Below are 23,911 nucleotides of genomic sequence, written 5' to 3' on the forward strand. Positions count from 1 at the left end.
ACGGCCCCGTACGGGCCGGAACATGAAGAAAGGGCCGTAAACGGCCCTTTCTCGGAGAGAGGAACGGGAGGGAGGGGGTTCCTCGGGATCCGCATTGCGCGGCGGCGCCTACAGGTTCGCCACCGTCTTGCCGGCCAGCCAGCCGTGCGTCATCGCCATGCCCACGGAGTTGCCCGCGAACGGCGTGCTGTAGCCGAAGCCGTAGCGGCCGCCCAGGCAGTTGCCGGCCGCGTACAGGCCCTTGATGGGCGTCCAGTCGGTCTTCAGCACGTTCTGCGACTCGTCGGACACGAGGCCCGACATCGTCACCATCATGGGCGTGGAGCTGTGGGACAGCTGGCCCTTGCCGCCGTAGAAGGGCGGGGTCTCGATGGGCGCCAGGTAGGCGGCGTCCTTGCCGAAGTCGGTGTCGCCGTCGGCGCTGTGGCACAGCTCGTTGTAATGCTCGATGCTCTTGACGAACTCCGTCGCCGCGTCGCCCTCGTAGCCCAGGATGGTCGCCAGCTCCTCCAGCGTGTTCGCGGCGAACACCGTGCCCTTCATCATCTTGCGCTCGGCCAGGTTCGCGCCCACCACCTCGTAGCCTTCGGCGTCGCCCACGGGCACCTTCGCCATGTCGGCCTCGAGCGCGTCCATGTAGTCGTCCATGCCGAAGTTCGGCGCGCCGTGGTCGAGCGGGGCCTTGCCCACGATGTCCTTCCAGTTCGCGTCCGACACCCAGGTGCACAGGCCGTGCGGCTGGCGCAGCGACACCGCCGAGAGCTGCGGGATGGCGCCCTCGTTGCAGAAGCGCTTGCCCTCGGAGTTGAGCATGAGCAGGGGCGCGGTGCCCCACGGGCCGCTCGCGGCGCCGCCGAGGCCCATCCAGCCGCGCGGGCTGGGCTCGATCATGCCGCCCGCCCAGCAGCCCATCTTGTGGGCCGCGCCGGTGCGGAAGCCGGTCTGCGTCCAGTCGTCCTTCGTCGCGCCGCTGCGCTCGCCCCATTCCATGCCCTCGTTGAGCAGCGCCCAGCACATGGCGGGGTCGCCGATGAAGTCGCCCGCGGCCAGCACCACGCCCTTGTTCGCGTTGAACTTCACGTAGCCGTCGGGGCCCTCGGCGATGAGGCCGGTCACGTCGCCCGCGTCGTTCTGCACGAGCACGGTGCCCGTGTGCTGGAAGAACCACTCCGCGCCGTTCTCCTGCGTGTGCTTGACGATGTACTTGTGCACGAACTCGATGTTGTTGCCCTGGTAGCCGTAGAACTGCGCGTTGCACGGCCAGGTCTTGTAGCCGCCGCACTCGATGGGATACTCCACGTTCGCGCCGCTCCAGGCCGCCTGCGTGTTGCACAGCGGGTACTCGAACATGTTCGACATATCGAAGGTGCCCTCGTCGGGCACGTCCACGCCGGGGATGACCACCTGGGTGTCCTTCATGAACACGGCGCTGTCGTTGGCCTTGCGCTCGGCCTCGTAGCCGTCGTAGATCTCCTTGTAGCGGTCGAACATGGGGCCGGAGCTCTGCACGTAGTTGCGCAGCAGGCCCGGGTTCACGCGCCCGCCCGCGCGCTTGCAGAACTCGGCCGTGATCTCGCCGGTGTTGTAGGGGCCGAACCCGCGCTCGATGAGGAACTGCGAGTTCACGTGCCCGATGTCCTCGCCGTACCAGCCCGCCAGGTTCGTGCCGCTCGTGTTCTCCTCGTCCACGTAGCTCGACCACGGCTGCATCTCGATGACCGCCACCGTGGCGCCCTCGTCGACCGCGCCGCACGCGGCCATGAGGCCCGCGTGGCCGCCGCCGAACACCACCACGTCGAACGTCTTCTCGTCCACGATGTCGGCGTCGTCGACCGTCGGCGGCGCGCCCAGCCAGTCGCCGGGGCCGCAGTAGCCGCGCACGCGGCCGTCGTCGGTGAGGCCCGAGAACGCCGTGGGCTCGGACGATCCGCCGCCCGGGCCACCGCCCTCCCCGCCGCCTTCGCCGCCCGCGTCCGCCTTGGCCGTCTCGGTCTTGTCGGCGGCGCCCGCGTTCGTCGTCTGGGGCGCGCACCCCGCCAAGCCGAGCGCGGCGATGCTTCCCATCGCGGCGGCGCCCATCAGGAAATCGCGGCGCGTCAGATCTTCTCCCATGTCTTTCCCCTTTCCCGTTCGTGCATGATGCCGGGCCGCTCGGCCCGCTGCACCGCATCATCGCCGCTGCGCGGGCGCTTGTACTCACCCGACGGGGGCCCAAACCCGGAAATCGCCCGCAATTCACCCGTCTCGGGTGAACGGTGATCTGCGATTTCATGCGACCATGGAAGGGAAAAGGGAGCGTCGGCGTCAACGTTTCGCTTGTGCGGGCAACCGCGGTTGCGTACCATGGGATCGATGTCGGCAAGAGGGGTTCGGCGGCCCGTTTGGGGCCGCGAGGGAGACGGTGGTTCATCATGGCGAAGCGGCGCGCTTCGGCGCTCGATATCGTGTTCTGCATCGTGTTGGGGCTGTTCTGGTCGTGGAACTGGATCATCTACCAGAGCCCGACGAGCCTCGTCATCGAGCTCGGGCCCGTCGCGCTGCCGTCGCGCTTCGCGCTGCTGCTGGCCTTCGCGGTCACGGGGTTCGCCCTGTTCCTCATGCGCTACCTGGGCGATGGCGGCACACGCTCGCAGCGGCGGGCGCGGCGCTACGCGCTCGCCTTCGCGCTGGGGGCCGTCATCCTGGCGTCCGACCTCGCCGACGGCAGCTTCGACGGCGAACTCGCGGGCGCGCCCTTCGCCGTGCAGTCGGTCGCCATGGGCGCGGCCAGCGCGTTTCTGTACGCCGAGATCGGCGAGCTGTTCGGGTCGATGGGAGCCACGCGCCTGCGCTTCATCTCCACCGCGGCCATCGCCGCGCTCGTCATCTGCGTGCCCGTGCAGATGTCGCTGTACTGGATCGGCGGCAACGCCCGCGAGGGGCTCATGGTGGCGTTCCTCGTGCTCGCGCCGCCCGTGCTCGACCGGCTGCGCCGCCACTACGGCCTCAAGGAGTCGCGGAAGGTGGAGCGGGCGCGCATCCCCGTGAAGTTCGTGCTGACACTGCTGCTGGCGGGGCTCGCCCTGGGCATGCTGCAGGGCATCTTCACGCAGATCACCGCCGGCGAGGGGCACAGCGCGCTCAACCCGCTGTCGTCCATCGGCTTCTTGCTGGCGGCGGGCGCGGCGGCCGTCGTGGTGTTCCGGGGCCGGTTCGACTTCAACCGCCTCATCTACCACACGGGCATCCCGCTTCTGGCCCTCGGGTTCACGCTCGTGGCGCTCAACGGCAACGCGTTCGTCGGGTTCATCCTGTGCGTGGCCGGCTACTACATGACGCAGGTGGTGCTGTGGGTGCTGTGCGTGTACCTGGCCACGCAGTCGCGCGGCATGGTGCGGTGGCTGTTCGCGCTCATGGGGTGCATGATGGCGCTCGGCCAGGGGGTGGGGCTCATCTCCATCGACACGTTCCTGTACGGGCTCGACCACGAGGCGTCGGTGCTCATGTCCACGTCGCTGCTGCTGGCGTGCCTGTTCATGTCCACGAGCGCGTCGCCCTACGAGAGCTGGGGCATGGTGCGCCCGGCCGAGCACGCCGCCGAGACCGACATCGACACGGCGTGCGCCACCCTCGCGCTGGAGAACCTGCTGACCGCGCGCGAGACCGAGATCCTCCCCTACCTGGCCCAGGGCCGCAGCCGCAAGGTGATCGCCGAGAAGCTGGTGCTGTCCGAGAACACCATCAAGACGTACATCTCGAACGTGTACAGCAAGCTGGGCGTGCATACCCAGCAGGAGCTCATCGACCTCGTGCAGGAGAAGGGGCGCGAGGCGGCCGACGCCCCCGCGCGGCTGTAGCGCTCAGCGCGCCCAGGCGAACATGCCGCGCCGCGTGAGGCGCGACGCGCCCCCGGCGCGCTCGAGGAGGCCCGCCTGCTCCAGCTCGTCGAGCTCGCGGGCGAGCGCCGCGTCGAGCGGCCCGCACGCCGCGGCGAGCTCGTCGGCGGTGAAACCGCCGCCGCAGGCCAGGCGCGTGCGCACGAACAGGCGGGCGCGGGCCGCGGCGTCGAGGGTGGCCGCCTCGGCCACCGTCTCGCGCGCATCGGCGCTGTGCGCGACGTACGCGGCGTAGTCGGACGTGTTGACGTAGGCGACGGAGCCGTAGACGCTGCGGGCGTCGATGCCGAGGCCGACGAGCTGGGCGCCGCGCCCGAGCGCCGTCGCGAACGCCTCGCGATGCGTCGCGTCCCGGGCGAAGCGGCCCACGGCGTACTGCTCGAAGCCGTACGAGGACAGGCGCTCGCACGCCGCTTCGTAGAGGCGCCGCTGGGCCTCCTCGTCGGCGACGCCCTCCTCCGCCGCCAGCAGCGGCTCGAGCGTGAGGTGCACCGGCTCGATGCCCGCGACCGAGCGGAGGGTGCGCATGAGCGACGCCTCCGTCTGGCCCGGGATGCCGTAGCGCAGCGCCACGTCGACGTTGCCCAGGTGGAAGCGCTCGAGGAACAGCAGCGCGTTCTGCACCTGCACGCTGTCGAAGGGGCGCTGGAGGGCCGCGAGCTCCTCGGGCTGCACGCTGTCGGCCCGCAGGACGACGCGGTTCACCTTGCCCTGGCCCCAGCCCGTGAGCGAGGGCACGCCCACGGTGTGGGGCGCGGCCTCGATGCCCACCTCGCAGCCGTCGGCCACGTCGAACAGCTGCCGCACCTCGCGCAGCAGCGCGCCCAGGGCGTCAGGGCTCATGATGGAGGGGCTCGGCCCGACCACCTTCACCGCGCGCACCGTGCAGCCCGCCGCCTCGGGCGCCACCGCGCGCGCCTCGGCCGCGAGCGCGTCGAGGTAGCGCATGCGCGCCTCCCGGTCGCCCACGAGGCAGTGGCCCGTCTGGAAGGGCCGCTCGTCGCTGACGAAGGGGATGTTGATGGAGATGACCGCATCGCGCGAACCGACGTCCATGGCTCCTCGCTTTCCGCCCGCACCCGGGCGCTCGACCGCTTTCGTTTCGCCCCTCATCTTCCCGGTTGCGGGCGCGGCGCACCATACCCTATCCGGGTGAATTGGCGCGAATTCGCGCGCCGGGCCGCGCAAGCGAGCGGACGGGGAACCGTTACGGCGCCGCCACCGCACGCGGGGGCGGCTGCGGTAGGCTGGGGGCTCGAAGGCACCCGACCGGAAGGAGACGACCATGGAATACCAAACCGGCGACAAGCCCGGCGCAGGCCGCTACCGTTGCGAGCACTGCGGCTACGTCGTGCGCATCACGAGCGATGCCGAGGCGCTGCCCGCCTGCCCCAACTGCGGGCACCACGAGTTCAAGAAGCTCGAGGACGAGGACTAGCGCGCACGGGGGCCGCTGCGCCGGCCCCTGCCCCGCGCGCCCCGGCGCCCTCCTACCTCCCGACGCGGCCCCGGAGCCGCGAGACGCTGCCGGACGACAAAAAAGAGCCTTCGACTACGAAGGCTCTTTCAGAATTCATGGTGGGCGATACAAGATTTGAACTTGTGACCCCTACCGTGTCAAGGTAGTGCTCTCCCCCTGAGCTAATCGCCCATGAACGTGCGCTGCGTTGGAAGTTTTCCGCGTCAGCAAGCAGATAGTCTACCAGAAGATCGCTGAGCGTCAAAGACAAATTTCGGAAATATTTTCGTGAACTTTTCCGAAATCAGGGGTTGCGCGGTCGAATCACTTCAAGTATCATATTTCCTCGCCGATGCGGACGTGGCTCAGCTGGTAGAGCACGACCTTGCCAAGGTCGGGGTCGCGGGTTCGAACCCCGTCGTCCGCTCCATCGTCACTACAAGGCCGGTCATACGCAACAGTTTTGACCGGCCTTTTCATGACGACATCGACGAGATGGCGACGTGGCCAAGTGGTAAGGCAGAGGCCTGCAAAGCCTTCACCCCCGGTTCGAATCCGGGCGTCGCCTCCATCCTTCCCTTGCGGGACGGTTGGTTTGAGAACTGAAGAGCGTTACCCATGCGGACGTGGCTCAGCTGGTAGAGCACGACCTTGCCAAGGTCGGGGTCGCGGGTTCGAACCCCGTCGTCCGCTCCATGATCGTACAAGCCCGTCGGTTCGCCGACGGGCTTTTTTCATGCCCCGCTCCGGGCGGTGCCGCTTAGAGCAACTCCAAGAGATCGGTGAGCGCCGCCATGCGCTCGTAGCCGCAGCCGGCCTCGGCGTCGTGGCGGTCGATGATGACGGGTCGGACGCCCGCCGCGCGGGCCCCGTCGCCGTCGGCGTCGGGCCGGTCGCCCACGTGCACGCACGCCTCGGCGCGCACGCCCATCCGCTCGCAGGCGAGATCGAAGATCACCGGGTTCGGCTTGCGGTAGCCCACCACCGCCGAGGACACCACCGTGTCGAAGTACGGCAGCAGCCTGAGGTCGCGCAGGAGCCCCTCCAAGCCCGCATCCCAGTTCGACACCACGCCCAACGCGTACCCGCTCTCCTTGAGCGCTCTCAGGCACTCCACGACGTCGGCGTACAGCTCCCAGGAACCCGCGCTCCGGTACGCCTCGTGCACGGTCTGCGCCACGCCCTCCGCATCGTGGCCGATGCCGGCGAGATGGCACACGTAGCGGTACTGGTCGAGCCAGATGGCCGTCGAGCCCTCGTGCGAGCACCAGAAATCGCCGTCGCGCAGGTACTCGGCCTCGTAGTACGCGTCCATGGCCGGCATGTGCGGCTCGATGTCGCGCACCGTGCACCCGTGGCCGCGCTCGGCCGCCACGCGCGCGAGCGTCTCGGCCACCGAAGGGCACGGCCGGATGAGCGTGCTGCCCACGTCGAAGAACACCGCCTCGGTCATGCGCGCCCCCTAGTCCTCGTGGCCGTCGTTCGGCTCGATGTGCACGAGCACCTCGATCACGTTGGGGAACCGCCGCATCACGGCCCGCTCCACCCGCTCGGACAGCTCGTGGGCCTCCCCCACGGTCATCTCGGGCGCCACGAGCACGTGCAGGTCGGCGTACACCTCGCCCTCGGTGCCGCGCGTGCGGATGTGGTGGGCGTCCTGCACCCCCGGGACCTCCATGGCCGCGGCGCGCACGTCCGTCTCGGGGATGCGCGCGTGGTCGGACAGGGTGGCCAGCGCGTGCTTGAACACGTCGTAGGCGGTGGCCAGGATGGCCACGGTCACCACGAGGGCCATGATGGGGTCGGCCATGGGGAAGCCGAGCGCGACGGCCGCCAGGCCGATGATGACGCCGATGGACACGAGCGCGTCGGACAGCGTGTGGTTCGCGTCCGCCGCCAGCACCTCGCTCTTGAGCCGCTTCGCGCACCGGCGCTCGTAGGTGGTCACGCCCAGGTTGACGGCCAGCGTGCCCACCATGACCACGAACGACAGCGGGGTGACCTCAGCCGTGTACACGCCCGACGCCAGCTTGCCCACCGCGCTCGACCCCACCTCGAAGGCCGCCAAAAGCAGCAGCACGCCGATGACGAGGCTCGCGTACGTCTCGAACTTCGCATGGCCGTAGGGGTGGCTGTCGTCGGCCGGCCGCGCCGCCAGCGCGATGCCGACGAGGCCCACCACGTTGCCGGCCGAGTCGAACACCGAGTGGATGCCGTCGGCCTGCATGGACGCCGAGCCGCTTATCGCGCCGTAGGCGTACTTGGCGGCGGCCACGGCCAGGTTGAGCACGAGGATGATCCACAGCACGCGCCGTATCGAGCGCATGCGCTCCGATACCGCGTTCTTCGTTGCAAGCGCCTTCGCCACGCTCGCTCCTTTCGCCGACGGCGGTCGCGGCCGCGCGCGAGGAGGCGGCCATATACGAAAAGAGAGCCCGAAGGCTCTCTCGTTTCTCTCTGGTGTCGGAGGCGGGATTTGAACCCGCACACCCTTAAACGGGCACTAGCACCTCAAGCTAGCGTGTCTGCCGTTCCACCACTCCGACGTGTTGCCTGAAACGCAACGCAGGTTATTCTACCCGAACCCCTCTGCGTTGTGAAGGGGCAATTTCCGCTATTTTGAGATCGTGCCGTGCGGGTAGATGATCATGAGCACGATGAGCGACAGCATGAAGACGATCGCGAAGGCGATGGTGATACGGTCGAGGTTCTTCTCGACGATGCTCGTGCCGGTCTGGGTGGAGTACACCGAGCTGGCGATCATGTCGGAGATGCCCGTGCCCTTGCCGGAATGCAACAGGATGAATACGATGAGGCCCAAGCCCGAAACGACGAGCAGGATGAGCATGATGATGAGGAGCGGGTTCAAGGTTCGTCTCTCTTCTTTCATTCAAGGTATATCGGTACGCAAGTTGCTAAGTATAGCGAAACGCGCCCGTCAGGGCAAGCGCGGCGCAGCACAAACACAGGAGTCCTCGCCGGCCGCGTCCAGCTCGCGCCTGAGCACCCGCAGGCCGTGCCCGAGGCGGGCGGGCGCGTCCCAGGTGGACAGCGACACGCGCAAAAACGAGCCCGGCGCCTCGCCCGAGACGCGGAACCGGTCGCCGTGGTAGACGCGCACGCCCGCCGCGCGCAGCCGCTCCTCGATCTGGGCCGACGACCCTTCCAGGTCGATGGGCATCCAGCGGAACAGCGGGTAGGGAAACGACGGGGCCGGCGCCTCGGGGAAGATGCGGTCGTACAGCTCGTTCATCTCCACCATGAGCTGGCGCTTGCGGGCCACGATGCCGGCCGCTCCCCCGCTGAGGATGAGCTCGGCCACCACCTCGGCGTCGAGCGAGGACGTCTTGACGTTCACGTTGAACACGGCGTGCGCGATGCGGTCCTTGAAGCGCTCGGAGCAGGCCAGAAACGCGATGCGCAGGCTGTTGGCCAGGGTCTTGGTGGTCTCGGCGATGTGGACGGTGCGATCGGGCAGCAGGTCGATGAAGCGCGGCGTGACGGGCCGTCCCAGCTCGCCGTCGAGGCCCTCCACCGTGCCGCCCAGGTCGTCCTCGATGACCACGAGGTCGCGCCGCTCCGCCACGCGGGCGATGTCCTCGCGCCGCTCGGCGGGCATGTGGACGGTGGTGGGGTTCGCGCAGGTGGGCATCAGGTAGACGCCCCGCACGTCCACCGAGCGGCACAGCGCGTCCAACGCGTCGGCGCGCATGCCGGCCGCGTCGCCCGCCACGGGGATCAGCTCGATGCCCAAGAGCTTCGCCAGCTCGATGAAGTTCGGGAAGGTGTAGGCGTCCACCGCGATGCGGTCCCCGGCGCGGAACAGCGCGCACAGCGTGACGACGAGCCCGTTCTGCACGCCCGACGTCACCATGACGCAGGCGGGCTCGCTGCGCACGCCCTTCCAGGACAGCCAGCGCCGGCCCGCCTCGATGTGGTGCGGGTAGCCGCAGGGGTTGGAGTAGTCCATGAGCTTCGACAGGTAGCCCCGCTGCGCCACCGCGCGCACGGCCTCGGCCACCATGCCGTCGCACTGGTTGAAGCCCGTGACCATGCCCAGCTCGATGCAGCCCTCGTCGAAGCCGTCGGCCGTGAGCGTGAGGTCGCCCTTGGCGTGCGGCGCGACGAACGTGCCCTTGCCGGTGACGCCGTACACGAGCCCGCGCTCGCGCGCCAGCGCGTAGGCGCGCATGACGGTGGAGGGGTTGAGATCGAGGAAGTCGGCCAGCTCGCGCTGCGGCGGCAGGCTCACGCCCACGGGCAGCTCGCCCGTGCGGACGGCCTCCTCCAGCATGTCGGCGAGGCACGCGTAGTACGGCTTGCGCAGCTGCGCGCGATCGGGCCTCCAGCTCATGGGGTAGTCGTCGAACGAGTTGAACGGCACGCGAGCCTCCTTTGCCGTGCGCGGGCGCAATTGCATTGCATGCAATTTCGATATTGCATGGTTTTCGCGGCTAGCATAGCATAGCCACCACCGAACGAGCATGACGAGGAGCATCATGGACGAGAACCCGGACGGCGCCGCCCTCGACGGCGCACCCGCCCCCGCCGCCGACGCGGCGCGCACCGCCTCCCGCCGCGCGCGGGCGGCGGCCGCCTTCCCCTTCGCCTTCAAGCAGACGCTGCCCCTCATGGCGGGTTTCGCGTTCTGCGGGCTGTCCTACGGCGTGTACGCCACGTCCATCGGGCTTCCCGCCTGGGCCGCGCCCCTCATGGCCGTGTCCATCTTCGCCGGGTCGGCCGAGTTCGTGGTGGCCGACATGCTCGCCGCGTCGTTCGCGCCGCTCGCGGTGTTCCTCGTCGTGCTCATGATCAACGCGCGCCACCTGTTCTACGGCATCAGCATGCTGGAGAAGTACCGCGGCGCGGGGCGCCTGCGCGCGTTTCTGCGCTACGGCCTCATCGACGAGACGTTCGCGCTGTGCCAGCCGCTCGAGGTGCCGCGCGGCGTCGACCGCTTCTGGACGTACGCCTGGATCACCGGGCTCAACCTCGTGTACTGGGCCGGGTTCGCCGCCGTGGGATCGTACGTGGCCTCGGGGCTGCCGGTGGACCTCACCGGCATCGACTTCATCATGAAGGCGCTGTTCATCGTCATCTTCCTGGATTGCTGGATGGCCGAGGACGACCACCGGGCGTCGCTCGTCGGGCTGGGCGTGGCGCTCGCGTGCCTCGTCACGTTCGGAAGCGAGGGGTTCCTCGTGCCGGCGCTCGTGTCCATCGTGGCGCTGCTGCTGTTGCTGCGCACGCGGCTCGAAGGCGCGGGGGCGAACGCGGAAGAGGAGGAGGCGCGATGAGCGCGGTCGAGATGCTGGTCATGATCGCCGCCGGCGCGCTGGCCACGCAGATCACGCGCTGGGCGTCGTTTCTGGCCTTCCCCACCGCCGAGAAGACGCCGAAGACCGTCACGTACCTGGGAACGGTGCTGCCCGCCGCCATGTGGGGTCTGCTGATCGTGTACTGCTTCCGCACGAGCGACCCGCTGGGCGGCTACCATATGGCGCCCGAGCTGATCGCGGCCGCGGTGGTGGTGGGGCTGCACGCGTGGAAGAGGAGCATGTCGCTGTCGATGATCGGCGGCACGCTGATCTACCTGCTGCTGATCCGCACGGTGTTCGCGTAGGGAGCGAGGCGCCCACAACCTGGGCTGCGGGCGCCTCGCATGCAAGACGGTTACGCCAGCAGGCTCTTGCCCGTCATGGCGGCGGGGGCTTCGAGGCCCACGAGCTCGAGCAGCGTGGGCGCGATGTCGCAGAGCGCGCCCTGCCGGCCGTCGAGCACCCGCCCGGTGCCCGCGAAGTCCACGAGCGCGAACGGCACGAGCGCCGTGGTGTGGGCCGTGAACGGCGAGCCGTCCTCGGCGAGCATCTTGTCGGCGTTGCCGTGGTCGGCCGTGATCAGCGCCACGCCGCCCTTGCGCTCGAGCGCCGAGAGCACCTGGGACACGCCGGAGTCCACCGCTTCCACGGCGGCCACGGCGGCCGGGATGACGCCGGTGTGGCCCACCATGTCGGGGTTCGCGAAGTTCACGATGTAGACGTCGGCCTCGTCGGCGTCGATGGCCGCGGCCAACGTGGCGGCCACGTCGGGCTCGCTCATCTCGGGCTGCAGGTCGTAGGTGGCCACCTTGGGGCTGGGGATGAGCGCGCGCACCTCGGCCGCCTTGGGCTCCTCGCGGCCGCCGTTCAGGAAGAACGTCACGTGGGCGTACTTCTCCGTCTCCGCGATGTGGTACTGGCGAAGGCCCGCTTCGGCCAGCACGTCGGCCAGCACGTCGTCGGGGAACTCCTTGGGATACGCCACCGGAGCGGGGATCTCGGGATCGTACTCGGTCAGGCACACGAAGCTCACCTGCGGGTACGCGCCGCGATCGAAGCCGGCGAACGCCGGGTCCACCAGCGCGCGCGTGATCTCGCGGGCGCGGTCGGGGCGGAAGTTGAAGAACACGACCGCGTCGCCCTCGCGCACCCCGCGGCCGGAGAGCGCCGTGGGCACGACGAACTCGTCGGTGACGTCGGCGGCGTAGGAGGCCGCCATCACCTCGGCGGGCGTCGCGTCCGTGCACGGCTCGGCGGCCACGATAGCGCGCCACGCCTGCTCGACGCGCTCCCAGCGGTTGTCGCGATCCATGGCGTAGTAGCGCCCCGAGATGCTGCCGACTTCGGCGACGCACGCGTCGTCGGCCAGCTCGGCCAGCACGGCCTCGAGCTCCTCGAGGTAGCCCGCGCCGCTCTTCGGCGGCACGTCGCGCCCGTCCATGAAGCAGTGCACCACGATGCGCCCCACGCCGGCCGCCTTCGCGGCGCGCGCGAGCGCGTAGAGGTGCTCGTTGGACGAATGGACGCCGCCGTCGGACACGAGCCCCATGAGGTGCAGCGCCGCGCCCGGCCGCGCGGCCGCCGCGAACGCGTCGTTCAGCACGGGGTTCGCGGCCAGCGAGCCGTCGGCGCAGGCGCGGTTGATGCGGGTGAGCTCCTGGAACACCACGCGCCCCGCGCCGATGTTGAGGTGCCCCACCTCGGAGTTGCCCATCTGCCCCTCGGGCAGGCCCACGGCCTCGCCCGACGCTTCGAGCTTCGTCCACGGGCGGGTGGCGAACACCTCGTCGAGGCACGGCGTGCGCGCCTGGGAGATGGCGTTGCCCGGGCCCGGCTCGGCCAGGCCGAAGCCGTCCATGATGACGAGGCACGCGGGAAGCACGAGGCCGCCCGCGGGCGCGGGGGCCTGCGCCCCCGCGTTCGGCTCCTGCGACATTACAGGCACGCCTTGATCAGCTGGACGAACGAGTCGGCCTTGAGGCTGGCGCCGCCGATGAGGCCGCCGTCGATGTTCGGCTGCGCCATGAGGCCCTCGACGTTGCCCGGGTTCATGGAGCCGCCGTACAGCACGCGCATCTCCTCGGAGACGGCCGGGCCGTACAGCTCGGCGAGCGTGGCGCGGATGGCGGCGCACACGGCCTCGGCCTGCTCGGGCGTGGCCGTGCGGCCCGTGCCGATGGCCCAGATGGGCTCGTAGGCCACCACGCAGCGCTGCGCGTCCAGGGCGTCCACGCCGGCGAACGCCGCGCGCACCTGCGCCGTGACGTACTCCTCGGTGGTGCCCTCGTCGCGCACGGCCAGCGACTCGCCCACGCACACGATGGCGTACAGGCCGCCCTCGACGAGCGCCTTCACCTTGCGGTTGACGTCCTCGTTCGTCTCGCCGAACAGCTCGCGGCGCTCGGAGTGGCCCACGATGCTGCCCGCGCAGCCGATCTCCTTGATCATGGGCACCGAGATCTCGCCGGTGTAGGCGCCCGAGGGCTCCCAGTACACGTTCTGGGCGTTCACGGCGATCTTGGTCTTGTCGAAGTCGAGCACGGTCTTGGCCGGCTTGAGGTCGACGTAGGGCGGGCAGATGACGATGTCCACGTCCTCGACCCACTCCTTCTCGTAGTTGTTCGAGATCTCCTGCGTGAGCACCACCGCCTCGGCGATGGTGTTGTTCATCTTCCAGTTGCCCGCCATCATGGGTTTGCGCATCGGTTGCATCCTTTCTATCGAAGAGCTTCCACGCCCGGGAGCGCCTCGCCCTGCACCAGCTCCATGGAGGCGCCGCCGCCGGTCGAGATGAACGTCATACGGTCGGCCAGGTCGAACTTGTTGACGGCGGCCACGCTGTCGCCGCCGCCGATGATGGTGTCCGCGTCGGCGTTGGCGGCCACGGCCTCGGCCACGGCCTTCGTGCCGGCTTCGAACGCGGCCATCTCGAACACGCCCATGGGGCCGTTCCAGAACACGGTCTTGGCCTCGGCCACGGCGTCCGCGTAGAGCTTCGCCGTCTCGGGCCCGATATCGAGGCCCATCATATCACCGGGGATGTCATCGACCGAAACCGTGAGCGTTTCGGCATCTTCGGCGAAGCGGTCGGCGCACACGACGTCCACCGGAAGCAGCAGCTGCACGCCTCTGTCGGCGGCCTTGGCGATCATGGCCGCCGCGCGCTCCACCCACTCCTCCTCCTTGAGCGACGTGCCCACGGCCTTGCCCTGCGCCAGCAGGAACGTGAAGCACATCCCGCCGCCGATGATGAGCGTGTCGCACGTGTCCATGAGCGCGTCGATGACCTTGATCTTGTCGGACACCTTCGAGCCGCCGAGGATGGCGGCGAAGGGGCGGCGCGGCTCCTCGAGCATGCCCGAGAGCGTGCCTACCTCGCGCTGCATGAGGTAGCCCGCGTACGCCGGCAGCAGCGCCGCGACGCCGGCCGTGGAGGCGTGGGCGCGGTGCGCGGTGCCGAACGCGTCGTTCACGTACAGCTCGCCGAGCGCTGCCAGCTCCTCGCAGAACGCGGGGTCGTTCTTCTTCTCGCGCTTGTCGAAGCGCAGGTTCTCCAGCACGAGCACGTCGCCGTCGCGCAGCGACGCGGCCTTCGCGCGGGCGTCGTCGCCCACCGTGTCGGCGGCGAACACGACGGGCTTGCCCAGCAGCTCCGAGAGCTTCTGGGCGGCGGGGCGCAGCGAGAACGCCTCTTCGTAGCCCTCGCCGGCCGGGCGGCCGAGGTGGCTCATGAGCACGACGCGCGCGCCCTGCGCGACGAGCTTCTCGATGGTGGGCAGCGCCGCGCGGATGCGCGTGTCGTCGGTGACGACGCCGTCCTTCACCGGCACGTTGAAGTCGACGCGCACGAGCGCGCGCTTGCCGTGCGCGTCCAGCTCGTCGATGGTTTTGATGTCGGCCATGGGGCCCTCCTGTCTAAACGCGAAACGAGCCTGCCAAGGCAGGCTCGTTCCAGAGAATGCTGCTAGAGAAGAATCTTGACGAGGTCCTTCACGCGGTTCGAGTAACCCCACTCGTTGTCGTACCAGGAGATGCACTTGACGAAGTTGCCCTCGCCGCCCAGCACCATGGTGAGCCCGCTGTCGAAGATGGAGGAGTGCGGGTTGTCCACGATGTCGATGGAGACGATCGGGTCCTCGGTGTACTCCAGGATGCCCTTGAGCGGGCCCTCGGCAGCGGCCTTCATCGCGGCGTTGATCTCCTCGACGGTGGCGTCCTTCTCGAGCTCCACCGTGAGGTCGACCATCGAGCCGTCCGGCGTGGGAACGCGGGTGGCGAAGCCGTCGAGCTTGCCCTTCAGCTCGGGCAGCACGAGCGACACCGCGCGGGCGGCGCCCGTGGTGGTGGGGATCATCGACATGGCGGCCGCGCGGGCGCGACGCAGGTCCTTGTGGGGAAGGTCGAGGATCTTCTGGTCGTTCGTGTAGGAGTGGATCGTGTTCATGTAGCCGCGCTTGATGCCGAAGTTGTCCATGAGCACCTTCGCGAAGGGGGCCAGGCAGTTCGTCGTGCAGGAAGCGTTCGAGATGATGTTGTGCTCGTCCTTGTTGTACTGGTCGTCGTTCACGCCCATGACGATGGTGATGTCCTCGTTCTTGGCCGGCGCGGAGATGACGACCTTCTTGGCGCCCGCGTCGAGGTGCGCCTTGGCCTTCGTGCCGTCGGTGAAGAAGCCCGTGGACTCGACGACGACGTCGACGCCCAGCTCGCCCCAGGGCAGGTTGGCCGGCTCGCGCTCGGAGAGCACCTTGACCGCATGGCCGTCGGCCACGAAGCCGTCCTCGGTGACCTCGACCGTGTCGAAGGCGCGCCCGTGGATGGAATCGTACTTGAGCAGGTGGGCCATCGTCGGAATGTCGCCGAGGTCGTTCACAGCCACGACCTCGATCTCGGGATCGTTCACCATCGCGCGGAACGCCAGGCGGCCGATGCGACCGAATCCGTTAATGCCTACTTTGATTGCCATGCGTATCCCCTTTCAGATACTCGCATTAGAATTGCAGGAACGTCCCGATCATAGCCGGTATCGCTGCCTCGCGGCAAGCCCTATCTCGCCAGCGTATAAAAAAAGCAACCGAGCAGCCCATTCGCAGAAGTTTCCCACCGCTCGCCGAGGGTCTCTTTCCAATTCGGAATGACGCCCATTCCGAAAGGGCCGCGTGCGGCCGCGCGGCTCCTCGCGCCCATTCCATATCGGAAGGCTTCACGCAAAAGCGTCATGGACGCCATTCCCGCGCCGCCGCCTAGACTTCACGGGAGACGGCGCCCCGCTCGGGCGCCGCATCGGGGGATCCGAAGAGGAGGGGTTCCCGATCGTCGAAGGAGGAGAGAGATTTGTCGATGGACACGATAAGCCGCCGCACGTTCACGAAGGTCGGGCTCGGCGCCGCCCTCGCCGCGTCGCTGGCGCCGGGAACGCTGGTGGGCCTCGAGAAGGCGAGCGCTGCCGAAAGCGATGCCGATGCGACGGGGGTCGAGAGGATCAGGAGCCATTGCCGCGCCTGCGGAAAGATGGAGTGCCCCATCTGGGTGAGCGTCCGAAACGGCCGCGTCATCAAGGTGGAAGGAGACAACACCGCCATCAGCTCGCACGGCAACTGCTGCTCGAAGGGGCGCGACGCGATGCAGGCGCTGTACCACCCCGACCGCGTCAAGTACCCCATGAAGCGCACGAACCCCAAAGGCGAGGATCCCGGCTGGGTGCGCATCAGCTGGGACGAGGCCATGGACACGGCCGTGGAGGAGATCACCAAGATCCTCGAGAACCCTGATTACCTGGGTTGGCACTCGATCAAGATCCTGCATGGCACGGGACGCACCACGACGTACGGAATCGAGAGCTTCCCCTCTGTCGTGGGCATGTCGAACGTCGGGTCGACGGCCGGGCAGATATGCAAGGGGCCGCGCATCGCCACCGGCGCCATGATCGCCTACCCCTCCCCGCACTGGGTGGCCGTGAACGACGGCGCGAAGTGCTTCTTCCAATGGGGGACCAACCAGGAGGTGTCGAACTACGACACGGCGGGCAAGGTGGCCGTCGAGATGAAGTTCAACTCCGACGTCTCCATCGTGGTGGGACCGCGCCTGCAGAACCTCGGCAAGGAATGCACCTACCAGCTGCACCTGCGCCCCGGCACCGACGATGCGCTGGCGCAGGGGCTCATGAACGTCATCATCGAGAACAAGAAGTACGACGAGCAGTTCCTCAAGCGCTGGACCAACGGCGTCATGCTCGTGGTGGACGATCTGGAACCCGAGCCCTTCGAGTGGACGAACAAGTACGAGATGCCCGGCGCCTACCCGCTCGATATCAAGACGCGCCTGCTCAAGCAGAGCGACGTCGAGGAGGGAGGCGATCCCCGAAAATTCATGGTATGGAACACGGCGCAGGGCAAGCTCACCTACTTCGACGCGCCGTCAGGGCTCTGGGAGGGCGAGACCGAGCCCGCATACCCCGACCCCGCGAAAGACTGCACGGTTCGCCACCCCAGCTACATGACGCCCGACGACCCGCGCTACGACGCCAGCGGGGCGCTGGACACCGTCGACCCCGGTTTCCCGGAGTTCCTGAACCTCGACCCCGCGCTGGAAGGCGAATACCAGGTGACGTTGAAGGACGGGCGCACGGTCAAGGCGGTGCCCGCATGGCAGCGCTTCTGCGAGCGTATCGCCTATTGGACCCCGGAGCGCACGGCCGAGCACTGCTGGGTCGACGCCGACCTCATCCGCGAAACGGCGCTCGCCTACGCCAAGGAACCGAGCATGGGAGGCATCCAGTACAACCTCCCCATCGAGCACACGGGCAACGCGGCCGAGACCTGCCGTACCATCCTCTGCCTGTCGGGCATCACGAACAACGTCGACACGTTCGGCGGCAACCGGGGCTCCGACGTGCTGTACTACCTGTACAACACCTACTTCCAGTACCACACGCCCTTCGTCGACAACAAGTGCACGCCCGAGGTGGCGGCCATGTGCGCCGGCGCGGTGGGCGACGACCTGACCCCCGGCGGCGGACGGTTCCCGCTGATCCCCTGGTCGAACCAGGTGGGCAACGCGGCCATCTACCACGACCAGGCCACGGCCACCGACATGATCCTGACCGGCAAGCCCTACCCCATCCGCGGCATGATCTCGTGCACGGGCAGCCACTTCCACTGCGGAAACGCGGTCGAGAACTGGGAGGCGTTCAAGACGCTCGACTTCTACCTGGGATGGGAGCTGTGGTGGACCCCGACGGTCGAGCTCGCCGACGTCGTCCTGCCCGCACGGCACTTCCTCGAGAATTCGTGCGTCCGCGCATCCCAGAACGCCGAGGGAGGGTTCGGCCCCATGGTCAAGATCGTCGACGAGCCGTTGGGCGAGAGCCGCTGGGACAGCATGACGCTCATCAACGAGCTGGCACCGCGTCTGAAGGCTCCGTGGTGGCCGGCCGACAAGTCCCATTCGCCGTTCCTCGCCGAGTTCGGCGACACCCAATGGCCCACCGAGCAGCAGGCGCTCGACATGTCGGTCGTCACCATGAAGCCCATGGACTTCATGGGCGGCCGCGCCATGCAGGTGGGCGGCCCCACCGAGCTGGGACTGAACGGCGCCGCGCTCGAGTTCGACGGCTACGACGACTTCTGCGAGAAGTACCAGGAGCACGGGCAGTGGTCGCTCAAGAAGATATCGCCGTTCGGATACTACAAGCGCTACCTGTGGGGTTGGCTGCGCGCGCCGCAGGGCTACTTCGACCCCGAGAGCGAGGATTTCAACACCACGGGCAAGCCCGGCCCCATCGGGTTCCCCACCCCCACCGGCAAGTTCGAGCTATGGTCCACCATCCTCGAGTCCTATCCGGCCGACACGCGCGGCATCGAGCGCGAGCGGGGGCGCGAGGACGGCTACCTGGCCGCGCTGCCCACCGTGCGCGAGCCCTACGAGAGCCCGTACCAGACACCGGAGGTGTACGAGGAGTACCCGCTCATCATGACCACGGGGCGACGCAACCCGCTGTACTTCCATTCCGAGGGGCGCCAGCAGCCCTACCTGCGCGAGCAGTACCCCGTGCCGCATTTCCAGATACACCCCGACACGGCTGCGGAGCTGGGAATCGAGCAGGGCGACTGGTGCTGGATCGAATCGCGTCGCGGCAGGATCCGCGAAACGGCCGACCTCTTCGCCGGCATCGACCCGCGCATCATCGAAGCCGACCACGGCTGGTGGTACCCCGAGCTTCCCGCGCCCAAGCACGGCTGGGACCTTTCGAACATCAACGTGCTGGTCGACCAGTACGCGCAAGACCCGCACCTCGGCTCCTCGACGCTGCGCTCGTACCTGGTGAAGGTCTACAAGTGCACCGAGGAGAACTGCCCCGACGGGCGCATCGTCCCGTGCGACCCCGACACCGGCATCGAGATCATCACGTCTGGCGACGATCCGCGGCTGAAGGAATGGTTGCCCCTGACGGACGAGGAAAGGAGCGCGCTGTAATGCAGTACGCCATCGTGACCGAATGCAACCGGTGCGTGCGGTGCCTCGCCTGCACGACCGCGTGCAAGATCGAGAATAACCCGCCGCTGGGCAGCCATTGGACCAGGATCCTGCGCGTGGGGCCCAACCCCATCAACGAGGGCGACGTCTTCCCCGACATGGAGATGTACTACCTGCCCGTCAAATGCCAGCATTGCCGCGAGCCGAAATGCGTCGAGGTGTGCCCGACCGGCGCCTCGATGAAGATGGACGACGGCACGATCCAGATCGACAAGGACAAGTGCATCGGCTGCCAGTTCTGCGTCATGTCGTGCCCTTACGGCGTGCGCTCCCTCAACAAGGAGACCAAGGTCGTCGAGAAGTGCACCATGTGCGAGCAGCTCATCGCCGCAGGGGGCCAGCCTGAGTGCGTGAGCGCCTGCACAGGGCAGGCGCTCCACTTCGGAGACCTCGACGATCCCGAAAGCGACGTCTCCAAGATGGTCGCGAACGCGGGAGAGCGCGCGTACCACCTGCCCGATCTCGGCAACGAGCCGGCAAGCGTCTACATCCTCGACAACATGAAATGGAGGCTCTAGACCATGGAGCTGCAATGGCCTCTGATCGCGTTCACCGTCTTCGTGTGCCTTTCGGCCGGAACGCTTTCCTTCACCGCGCTCGCGGGCATGCGCCGCGACTGCGCGCGCATCCAAATGCCGGGCATCGTCGTGGCGTTCGCCGCGATCGTGATCGGCGGCATCGCCTCTGCGTTGCACCTGCAGACCCCGATGAACTACTTCGGGCAGTTCGGCAACCCCTCCTCCGGCATCAACCAGGAGCTCGTCTGCGTCGCCTTGGCGGCGATTGCGATGATCGCGTACTTCGTGCAGCTGAAGAAGAAAGGCGAGGCGGGCACGGTTTTGAAGGTCGCGTCGATCGTCGTCTCAGCCGTCCTCGTGATCGTCATGGCACACTCGTACCTCATGGCCGCGATCCCCGTCTGGAACACCCTCCTGCTTCCCGCGTACTATCTGGCGAACGCCGCTGCCTTGGGTGGCGTGACGGTCGTCCTCGTCGGCACCGCCCTGCACCTCGACGAAGGCTCGCTGAAACGGCTCGGCCTCTACGCGCTCGCCGCGGTCTGCGCGCTCGCGCTCGTCGCCGTCGCGTACGCCGTCTTCATATGCGCGCTCGGAGGCGGCTCGTTCACCGAGGTGCTGCACACGGACGTCACCACGGTTCCCCCCACCGACCCCGCGGCCATCGGCGCGCGCATGCTCGGCGGCGACCTCGCCCTGCTGTTCTGGGGCGCCGTCGTGGCGGTTGGGCTGGCGCTGCCGCTCGCGGTCCTCGCGCTTCGCCGCGAGCGGCTCGCGGTCGCGCCGCTCGCGGTCGCGCTCGGCCTGCTGCTCGTCGGGAGCGTGGCGTTCCGCATGCTGCTCTACTGCGCGGGCGGCACCTTCATGACGTACTAGACACCCGTCCCGCGGTTCGGTTCGCCCCCCTGCGAACCGAACCGCCCTTGAAAGGATCACGCATGGATGCATCGAACACGGCCCGGCTGGCGGAAAGCCTGTCCGACCGGCTGAGCACGTACACGTTCCTCGCCGCGCTGTACCGCACCGAGGTGACCGAAAGGTCGCTGGAAGCGCTGAGACAAGACGGGGTCCTCGACTGCGCGGACCCCGAGCTGGACGACGGCCTGCGCATGATGCGCACCTACCTCGCTTCGCCGGAGGCGAGCGTGCTCGACCTCGCAAGGGACTACGCCAAGACGTTCTGCGGCGCGGCTTCGACGAACAAAACGGCCGCGTACCCCTTCGAATCGGTGTACACGAGCGAGAGCGGCATGCTCATGCAGGATGCGCGCGACGACGCAATGCGATGGTACCGCCGTTTCGGCATCGCGAAGAGCGAGAGCTGGCACGACTGCGAGGACCACCTCGCCCTCGAGCTGGAGTTCATGGCGTTCTTGATCGGGAGCTGTCGAGACGCCCTGGTCGAGGGAGACACCCGGGCGGCCTGCTCCCTCTTGACGGCGCAGCACGGCTTCCTGGAAGAGCACCTCGCGAACTGGGTCCCCGAGTTCGCGCGCCACGTGGACCTGCGCGCCCGCACCGGGTTCTATCGCGGCCTGGGACGCTTCACGCGCGCCTACGTGGCGAACGACCGACGCGAGCTGGGAGCCGTGCGGGAAGCGATAGCCGACGACGCGGCCGCGATCGCATGAGCGAGCGAACGCCGCGCGCTCTGGACCGGCGCGCGTTCGTGCGCTGCACCGGTGCGGTTGCGGGGCTGTTCGCCCTCGGAGGAGCGGCCGCGATCGCCGGCCGCTCCGATGCGGTGCGTCCGCCCGGCGCCCAGGACGAGGCCCGCCTCCTGTCGCTCTGCACGCGCTGCGACCGGTGCAGGAGCGCCTGCCCCACCGACGTCATCGCACCGGCCGTGCTGGAGGACGGGCTGGTCTCGATCCGCACGCCGAAGCTGGACTTCACGCTCGGATGGTGCGATTTCTGCGGCGCCTGCGCGCGGGCGTGCCCGACCGGCGCGCTCTCGGACGAGGCCGGACGGGCCTTCGAGTTCGAGGGCCTGCCCGGCCGCACGTTTCACGAGACGGACGCCGTGATCGGCCGCGCAGCGGTCAATAGGGACCGCTGCATCATATGGCGCGGGCAGAGCACCTGCACGGCATGCTCCCAAGCATGTCCCTACGAGGCGATCCTGCTCGACGAGGCAGGTCGCCCGACGGTGGACGAACGCCGGTGCAACGGCTGCGGCGTGTGCGAGCACAGCTGCCCGTCCTCGAGGCTGCTCAGCTACGACGGAGGCAGCGCCCGCGGCATCGAGATCGCGCCCGTGCACGGCGAACGCCCGAAGGAGTGATGAGGCCATGAGAAGACCCGTGAACGTCCGGCGCCTGCGCGCGGCGACGGCGTGCCTGTTCATCGCGCTCGTAGTCGTCGGGCTCGCGACGAACGCAGCGTTCGGAACGCTCTCGTCTTTCGGCGTGGGCGACCTCGCGCTGATCTGCCCGCTCGGATCGCTGGAGGTGCTGCTGGCGTCGCGGACGTTCGTGCCGCTCGCCTTCACCTCCCTCATCTGCGTCGCTATCGCGTCGATGCTGCTCGGCCGCGTGTTCTGCGGCTGGATTTGCCCGATCTCGCTGACACGCTCGCTTCGCGCGAAGGAGAAGCGGGAAGATGCGCCCGGGACACGCACCGCCGAGGAGCTTCCCGGCGCCGATACCGCGATCGCCCCTTCGCGCTTCCACTCCGACGGGATCGGCGCGCCGCGCTTCGACTCGCGCTTCGCCGTCCTGTTGGGCGCCCTCGCGTCGAGCGCCGTGTTCGGGTTCCCCGTATTCTGCCTCATATGCCCGGTAGGGCTGACGTTCGGCCTGGTGATAGGGGTATGGCGCCTGGTAGGATACAACGAGCCCTCCTGGCTGCTCGTCTTCAGCGCGGCGTTCCTCATGCTGGAGCTCACCGTGCTCCGCTCGTGGTGCGGCAAGTTCTGCCCGCTCGGCGCCCTGATGTCGCTCGCGAGCACGCTGAACCGGCGTTTGCGGCCGCGCGTGGACGCCGGCGCGTGCCTGCGCACGACGAAGGGCGTAGCCTGCACCCGCTGCAAGGACGCCTGCACCGAGATGATCAACCTGCACGACCGCACCGATTCCGCCCCCATGGCGGACTGCACGAAATGCGGCGAGTGCGCCTCGGCGTGCCCCGCGCACGCCATCCGGTTCCTCGAAGGCGCCGGCCCGCGCAACGCCCCGGACGGGCACCGCCCCGAATGACCGAACCGCCGCCCCCGCCTTTACGGGGCGACGGGATGCAGCCGGTCGGACATGCCGGCCAGCACGCTCACGAAGCGCAGGATCGTCTCGCTCGCCTCGCCGTCGCGCCAGATGACGCGGTACGGGAACAGCGCGTCGTCATCCGTGATGGCGATGGGGCGCAGCTCGTCCATATGCGATCCGAACAGCTGCTTGTTGAAGATGGACTTCGGCATCACGAACACGCTGCCGTCCATGCTGGCGAAGGGGAAATCGGCGTAATCGTTCGCGAAGAAAACGTGCTTCCGAAGGGACACGCCGTGGCGCGCGAACACGTCCTCGACGGCCCGCGCTCCACGGCTGCTGTCGACGTTGCCGGTCGGGTGCATGATGCCGTAGCGGCCGAGCTCCTCGATGCTGACGCTGGGTGCGTCCGCCAAAGGATGATCGGCGTTCACCACGGCCACGAGCGGAACGCGCGTCAGGACGCAGTGGCGCAGCCCGGCGGCCGGCGGGTCGTCGTCCAGCTCGATGGCGACGTACAGGTCCAGCGCGTTGTCGGCAAGCGCCGACGGGAGCGAGGGGTACGGCATGCGGGCCGTGGTGATCTCGATGGCCGGGTTCGACGCGCGGATCTCCCGGCACGCCGCCGTGAGCACGGACATGACGGCCGAGTCGTTCACGCTGCCGCCGATGCGGATAGGCGGCAGCGTCTCGGTCATGCGCCGCTTCGCCGCCTCGTAGGACTCGAGGATGCGCGAAGCCTCCTCGCAGAACGCGCGGCCCTGCAACGTGAGCGCGATCTGCTGGGCGCTGCGGCTGAAGAACACGGCGCCGAATTCGCGCTCCAGCGAGGCGATGTGCTTGCTGAGCGCCGATTGCGTCATGTTGAGCTGGCGCGACGCCGCGGTGAAGCTCATGTGCTCGACGAGCGTCAAGTACTCGCGCAGGTATTCGATAGTCATGCGTTCCCCTTCGTCGTCTCCCCGATACGATACCGCATCCGCGCCGCGGCGCGCATGCCCGACCC

21 protein-coding genes and 5 tRNA genes are annotated in these 23,911 nt (G+C 68.4%); 13 read left to right on the forward strand and 13 right to left on the reverse strand.

The window, feature by feature from the left end; translation table 11 throughout:
• Positions 1 to 108: 108 nt before the first annotated feature.
• Complete coding sequence (locus H8S61_RS03135) at positions 109 to 2,112, reverse strand: FAD-binding protein (protein WP_186937919.1); 2,004 nt, start codon at positions 2,110 to 2,112, stop codon at positions 109 to 111.
• Positions 2,113 to 2,411: 299 nt separating this feature from the next.
• On the opposite strand from H8S61_RS03135, the gene H8S61_RS03140 reads away from it, so the two are divergent.
• The gene (locus H8S61_RS03140; RefSeq protein WP_160942328.1) at positions 2,412 to 3,836 is read left to right on the forward strand and encodes a response regulator transcription factor; all 1,425 of its coding nucleotides are present in this window, start codon (positions 2,412 to 2,414) and stop codon (positions 3,834 to 3,836) included.
• A gap of 3 nt (positions 3,837 to 3,839) precedes the next feature.
• On the opposite strand, the gene H8S61_RS03145 is transcribed toward H8S61_RS03140, so the two are convergent.
• Entirely contained in the window at positions 3,840 to 4,931 is a 1,092-nt protein-coding gene (locus H8S61_RS03145) for a hypothetical protein (RefSeq protein WP_186937920.1), read from the reverse strand.
• A 229-nt stretch (positions 4,932 to 5,160) separates the two neighbouring features.
• On the opposite strand from H8S61_RS03145, the gene H8S61_RS03150 reads away from it, so the two are divergent.
• Complete coding sequence (locus tag H8S61_RS03150) at positions 5,161 to 5,313, forward strand: FmdB family zinc ribbon protein (protein WP_154332139.1); 153 nt, start codon at positions 5,161 to 5,163, stop codon at positions 5,311 to 5,313.
• 138 nt (positions 5,314 to 5,451) lie between these two features.
• Here H8S61_RS03150 and H8S61_RS03155 read toward each other — a convergent pair.
• Positions 5,452 to 5,526 (reverse strand) — tRNA-Val (locus tag H8S61_RS03155).
• Between the two features lie 162 nt (positions 5,527 to 5,688).
• On the opposite strand from H8S61_RS03155, the gene H8S61_RS03160 reads away from it, so the two are divergent.
• From H8S61_RS03160 to H8S61_RS03170, 3 genes are all read left to right on the forward strand, one after another.
• Positions 5,689 to 5,764, forward strand: a tRNA-Gly gene (locus tag H8S61_RS03160).
• Between the two features lie 67 nt (positions 5,765 to 5,831).
• Positions 5,832 to 5,905: transfer RNA gene (locus tag H8S61_RS03165), tRNA-Cys, on the forward strand.
• Positions 5,906 to 5,954: 49 nt separating this feature from the next.
• Positions 5,955 to 6,030: transfer RNA gene (locus H8S61_RS03170), tRNA-Gly, on the forward strand.
• A 64-nt stretch (positions 6,031 to 6,094) separates the two neighbouring features.
• Here the strand turns inward: H8S61_RS03170 and H8S61_RS03175 are convergent.
• The 5 genes from H8S61_RS03175 to H8S61_RS03195 form a co-directional block, all read right to left on the reverse strand.
• Positions 6,095 to 6,787 carry an HAD family hydrolase gene (locus tag H8S61_RS03175; RefSeq protein WP_186937921.1) on the reverse strand — a complete coding sequence of 231 codons (693 nt, stop codon included), beginning with the start codon at positions 6,785 to 6,787 and terminating at the stop codon, positions 6,095 to 6,097.
• Positions 6,788 to 6,796: 9 nt separating this feature from the next.
• Positions 6,797 to 7,702, reverse strand: coding sequence for a cation diffusion facilitator family transporter (locus H8S61_RS03180; RefSeq protein ID WP_160942325.1), 906 nt, complete (start codon positions 7,700 to 7,702; stop codon positions 6,797 to 6,799).
• 90 nt (positions 7,703 to 7,792) lie between these two features.
• A tRNA-Leu gene (locus H8S61_RS03185) sits at positions 7,793 to 7,880 on the reverse strand.
• A 68-nt stretch (positions 7,881 to 7,948) separates the two neighbouring features.
• A complete protein-coding gene (secG, locus tag H8S61_RS03190; protein ID WP_160942324.1) occupies positions 7,949 to 8,203 on the reverse strand; it encodes a preprotein translocase subunit SecG in 255 nt (84 codons plus the stop codon).
• A gap of 69 nt (positions 8,204 to 8,272) precedes the next feature.
• A complete protein-coding gene (locus tag H8S61_RS03195; protein ID WP_160942323.1) occupies positions 8,273 to 9,718 on the reverse strand; it encodes an aminotransferase-like domain-containing protein in 1,446 nt (481 codons plus the stop codon).
• 115 nt (positions 9,719 to 9,833) lie between these two features.
• Between H8S61_RS03195 and H8S61_RS03200 the strand changes: the two genes are divergently transcribed.
• Together H8S61_RS03200 and H8S61_RS03205 are read left to right on the forward strand one after the other, a co-directional pair.
• Positions 9,834 to 10,631, forward strand: a complete 798-nt coding sequence (locus H8S61_RS03200; protein WP_186937922.1) for an AzlC family ABC transporter permease — start codon at positions 9,834 to 9,836, stop codon at positions 10,629 to 10,631.
• Positions 10,628 to 10,957 carry a branched-chain amino acid transporter permease gene (locus H8S61_RS03205; RefSeq protein ID WP_186937923.1) on the forward strand — a complete coding sequence of 110 codons (330 nt, stop codon included), beginning with the start codon at positions 10,628 to 10,630 and terminating at the stop codon, positions 10,955 to 10,957. The genes H8S61_RS03200 and H8S61_RS03205 overlap by 4 nt, the downstream gene beginning before the upstream one ends.
• A gap of 50 nt (positions 10,958 to 11,007) precedes the next feature.
• Here the strand turns inward: H8S61_RS03205 and gpmI are convergent, their stop codons facing one another.
• The 4 genes from gpmI to gap form a co-directional block, all read right to left on the reverse strand.
• Positions 11,008 to 12,588, reverse strand: a complete 1,581-nt coding sequence (gene gpmI / locus H8S61_RS03210; protein ID WP_186937924.1) for a 2,3-bisphosphoglycerate-independent phosphoglycerate mutase — start codon at positions 12,586 to 12,588, stop codon at positions 11,008 to 11,010.
• Positions 12,588 to 13,355: a triose-phosphate isomerase gene (gene tpiA, locus H8S61_RS03215; RefSeq protein ID WP_154332146.1), complete on the reverse strand. Its 768-nt coding sequence runs from the start codon at positions 13,353 to 13,355 to the stop codon at positions 12,588 to 12,590. The genes gpmI and tpiA overlap by 1 nt, the downstream gene beginning before the upstream one ends.
• 14 nt (positions 13,356 to 13,369) lie before the next feature.
• Complete coding sequence (locus tag H8S61_RS03220) at positions 13,370 to 14,554, reverse strand: phosphoglycerate kinase (RefSeq protein WP_186937925.1); 1,185 nt, start codon at positions 14,552 to 14,554, stop codon at positions 13,370 to 13,372.
• A 62-nt stretch (positions 14,555 to 14,616) separates the two neighbouring features.
• Complete coding sequence (gap, locus tag H8S61_RS03225; protein WP_154332148.1) at positions 14,617 to 15,618, reverse strand: type I glyceraldehyde-3-phosphate dehydrogenase; 1,002 nt, start codon at positions 15,616 to 15,618, stop codon at positions 14,617 to 14,619.
• A 374-nt stretch (positions 15,619 to 15,992) separates the two neighbouring features.
• Here gap and H8S61_RS03230 point away from each other — a divergent pair, with 374 nt between their 5' ends.
• From H8S61_RS03230 to H8S61_RS03255, 6 genes are all read left to right on the forward strand, one after another.
• Positions 15,993 to 19,127, forward strand: a complete 3,135-nt coding sequence (locus H8S61_RS03230; RefSeq protein WP_186937926.1) for a molybdopterin-containing oxidoreductase family protein — start codon at positions 15,993 to 15,995, stop codon at positions 19,125 to 19,127.
• The gene (locus H8S61_RS03235) at positions 19,127 to 19,705 is read left to right on the forward strand and encodes a 4Fe-4S dicluster domain-containing protein (protein ID WP_186937927.1); all 579 of its coding nucleotides are present in this window, start codon (positions 19,127 to 19,129) and stop codon (positions 19,703 to 19,705) included. The genes H8S61_RS03230 and H8S61_RS03235 overlap by 1 nt, the downstream gene beginning before the upstream one ends.
• 3 nt (positions 19,706 to 19,708) lie before the next feature.
• On the forward strand, positions 19,709 to 20,581 hold the full coding sequence (locus H8S61_RS03240; RefSeq protein WP_186937928.1) for a DmsC/YnfH family molybdoenzyme membrane anchor subunit: 873 nt from the start codon (positions 19,709 to 19,711) through the stop codon (positions 20,579 to 20,581).
• Positions 20,582 to 20,643: 62 nt separating this feature from the next.
• Positions 20,644 to 21,336, forward strand: coding sequence for a TorD/DmsD family molecular chaperone (locus tag H8S61_RS03245; protein ID WP_186937929.1), 693 nt, complete (start codon positions 20,644 to 20,646; stop codon positions 21,334 to 21,336).
• On the forward strand, positions 21,333 to 21,989 hold the full coding sequence (locus H8S61_RS03250; RefSeq protein WP_186937930.1) for a 4Fe-4S dicluster domain-containing protein: 657 nt from the start codon (positions 21,333 to 21,335) through the stop codon (positions 21,987 to 21,989). Before H8S61_RS03245 ends, H8S61_RS03250 begins: the two co-directional genes overlap by 4 nt.
• A gap of 7 nt (positions 21,990 to 21,996) precedes the next feature.
• The gene (locus H8S61_RS03255; protein WP_186937931.1) at positions 21,997 to 22,902 is read left to right on the forward strand and encodes a 4Fe-4S binding protein; all 906 of its coding nucleotides are present in this window, start codon (positions 21,997 to 21,999) and stop codon (positions 22,900 to 22,902) included.
• Positions 22,903 to 22,922: 20 nt separating this feature from the next.
• On the opposite strand, the gene H8S61_RS03260 is transcribed toward H8S61_RS03255, so the two are convergent.
• Complete coding sequence (locus tag H8S61_RS03260; protein WP_186937932.1) at positions 22,923 to 23,846, reverse strand: LysR family transcriptional regulator; 924 nt, start codon at positions 23,844 to 23,846, stop codon at positions 22,923 to 22,925.
• Positions 23,847 to 23,911: the final 65 nt, after the last annotated feature.

The sequence above is a fragment of the Eggerthella hominis genome (assembly GCF_014287365.1).
Taxonomy (GTDB): domain Bacteria; phylum Actinomycetota; class Coriobacteriia; order Coriobacteriales; family Eggerthellaceae; genus Eggerthella; species Eggerthella guodeyinii.

What these genes read in the sequence shown, in the direction of transcription:
- H8S61_RS03220 (WP_186937925.1), bottom strand. Translation starts at nt 14,554, where the DNA reads ATGGCCGACATCAAAACCATCGACGAGCTGGACGCGCACGGCAAGCGC.
- H8S61_RS03235 (WP_186937927.1), top strand. Translation starts at nt 19,127, where the DNA reads ATGCAGTACGCCATCGTGACCGAATGCAACCGGTGCGTGCGGTGCCTC.
- gpmI (WP_186937924.1), bottom strand. Translation starts at nt 12,588, where the DNA reads ATGTCGCAGGAGCCGAACGCGGGGGCGCAGGCCCCCGCGCCCGCGGGC.
- H8S61_RS03260 (WP_186937932.1), bottom strand. Translation starts at nt 23,846, where the DNA reads ATGACTATCGAATACCTGCGCGAGTACTTGACGCTCGTCGAGCACATG.
- H8S61_RS03135 (WP_186937919.1), bottom strand. Translation starts at nt 2,112, where the DNA reads ATGGGAGAAGATCTGACGCGCCGCGATTTCCTGATGGGCGCCGCCGCG.
- H8S61_RS03230 (WP_186937926.1), top strand. Translation starts at nt 15,993, where the DNA reads ATGGACACGATAAGCCGCCGCACGTTCACGAAGGTCGGGCTCGGCGCC.
- H8S61_RS03145 (WP_186937920.1), bottom strand. Translation starts at nt 4,931, where the DNA reads ATGGACGTCGGTTCGCGCGATGCGGTCATCTCCATCAACATCCCCTTC.
- H8S61_RS03245 (WP_186937929.1), top strand. Translation starts at nt 20,644, where the DNA reads ATGGATGCATCGAACACGGCCCGGCTGGCGGAAAGCCTGTCCGACCGG.
- H8S61_RS03240 (WP_186937928.1), top strand. Translation starts at nt 19,709, where the DNA reads ATGGAGCTGCAATGGCCTCTGATCGCGTTCACCGTCTTCGTGTGCCTT.
- H8S61_RS03175 (WP_186937921.1), bottom strand. Translation starts at nt 6,787, where the DNA reads ATGACCGAGGCGGTGTTCTTCGACGTGGGCAGCACGCTCATCCGGCCG.
- H8S61_RS03255 (WP_186937931.1), top strand. Translation starts at nt 21,997, where the DNA reads ATGAGAAGACCCGTGAACGTCCGGCGCCTGCGCGCGGCGACGGCGTGC.
- H8S61_RS03150 (WP_154332139.1), top strand. Translation starts at nt 5,161, where the DNA reads ATGGAATACCAAACCGGCGACAAGCCCGGCGCAGGCCGCTACCGTTGC.
- H8S61_RS03205 (WP_186937923.1), top strand. Translation starts at nt 10,628, where the DNA reads ATGAGCGCGGTCGAGATGCTGGTCATGATCGCCGCCGGCGCGCTGGCC.
- H8S61_RS03200 (WP_186937922.1), top strand. Translation starts at nt 9,834, where the DNA reads ATGGACGAGAACCCGGACGGCGCCGCCCTCGACGGCGCACCCGCCCCC.
- H8S61_RS03250 (WP_186937930.1), top strand. Translation starts at nt 21,333, where the DNA reads ATGAGCGAGCGAACGCCGCGCGCTCTGGACCGGCGCGCGTTCGTGCGC.
- tpiA (WP_154332146.1), bottom strand. Translation starts at nt 13,355, where the DNA reads ATGCGCAAACCCATGATGGCGGGCAACTGGAAGATGAACAACACCATC.
- H8S61_RS03140 (WP_160942328.1), top strand. Translation starts at nt 2,412, where the DNA reads ATGGCGAAGCGGCGCGCTTCGGCGCTCGATATCGTGTTCTGCATCGTG.
- gap (WP_154332148.1), bottom strand. Translation starts at nt 15,618, where the DNA reads ATGGCAATCAAAGTAGGCATTAACGGATTCGGTCGCATCGGCCGCCTG.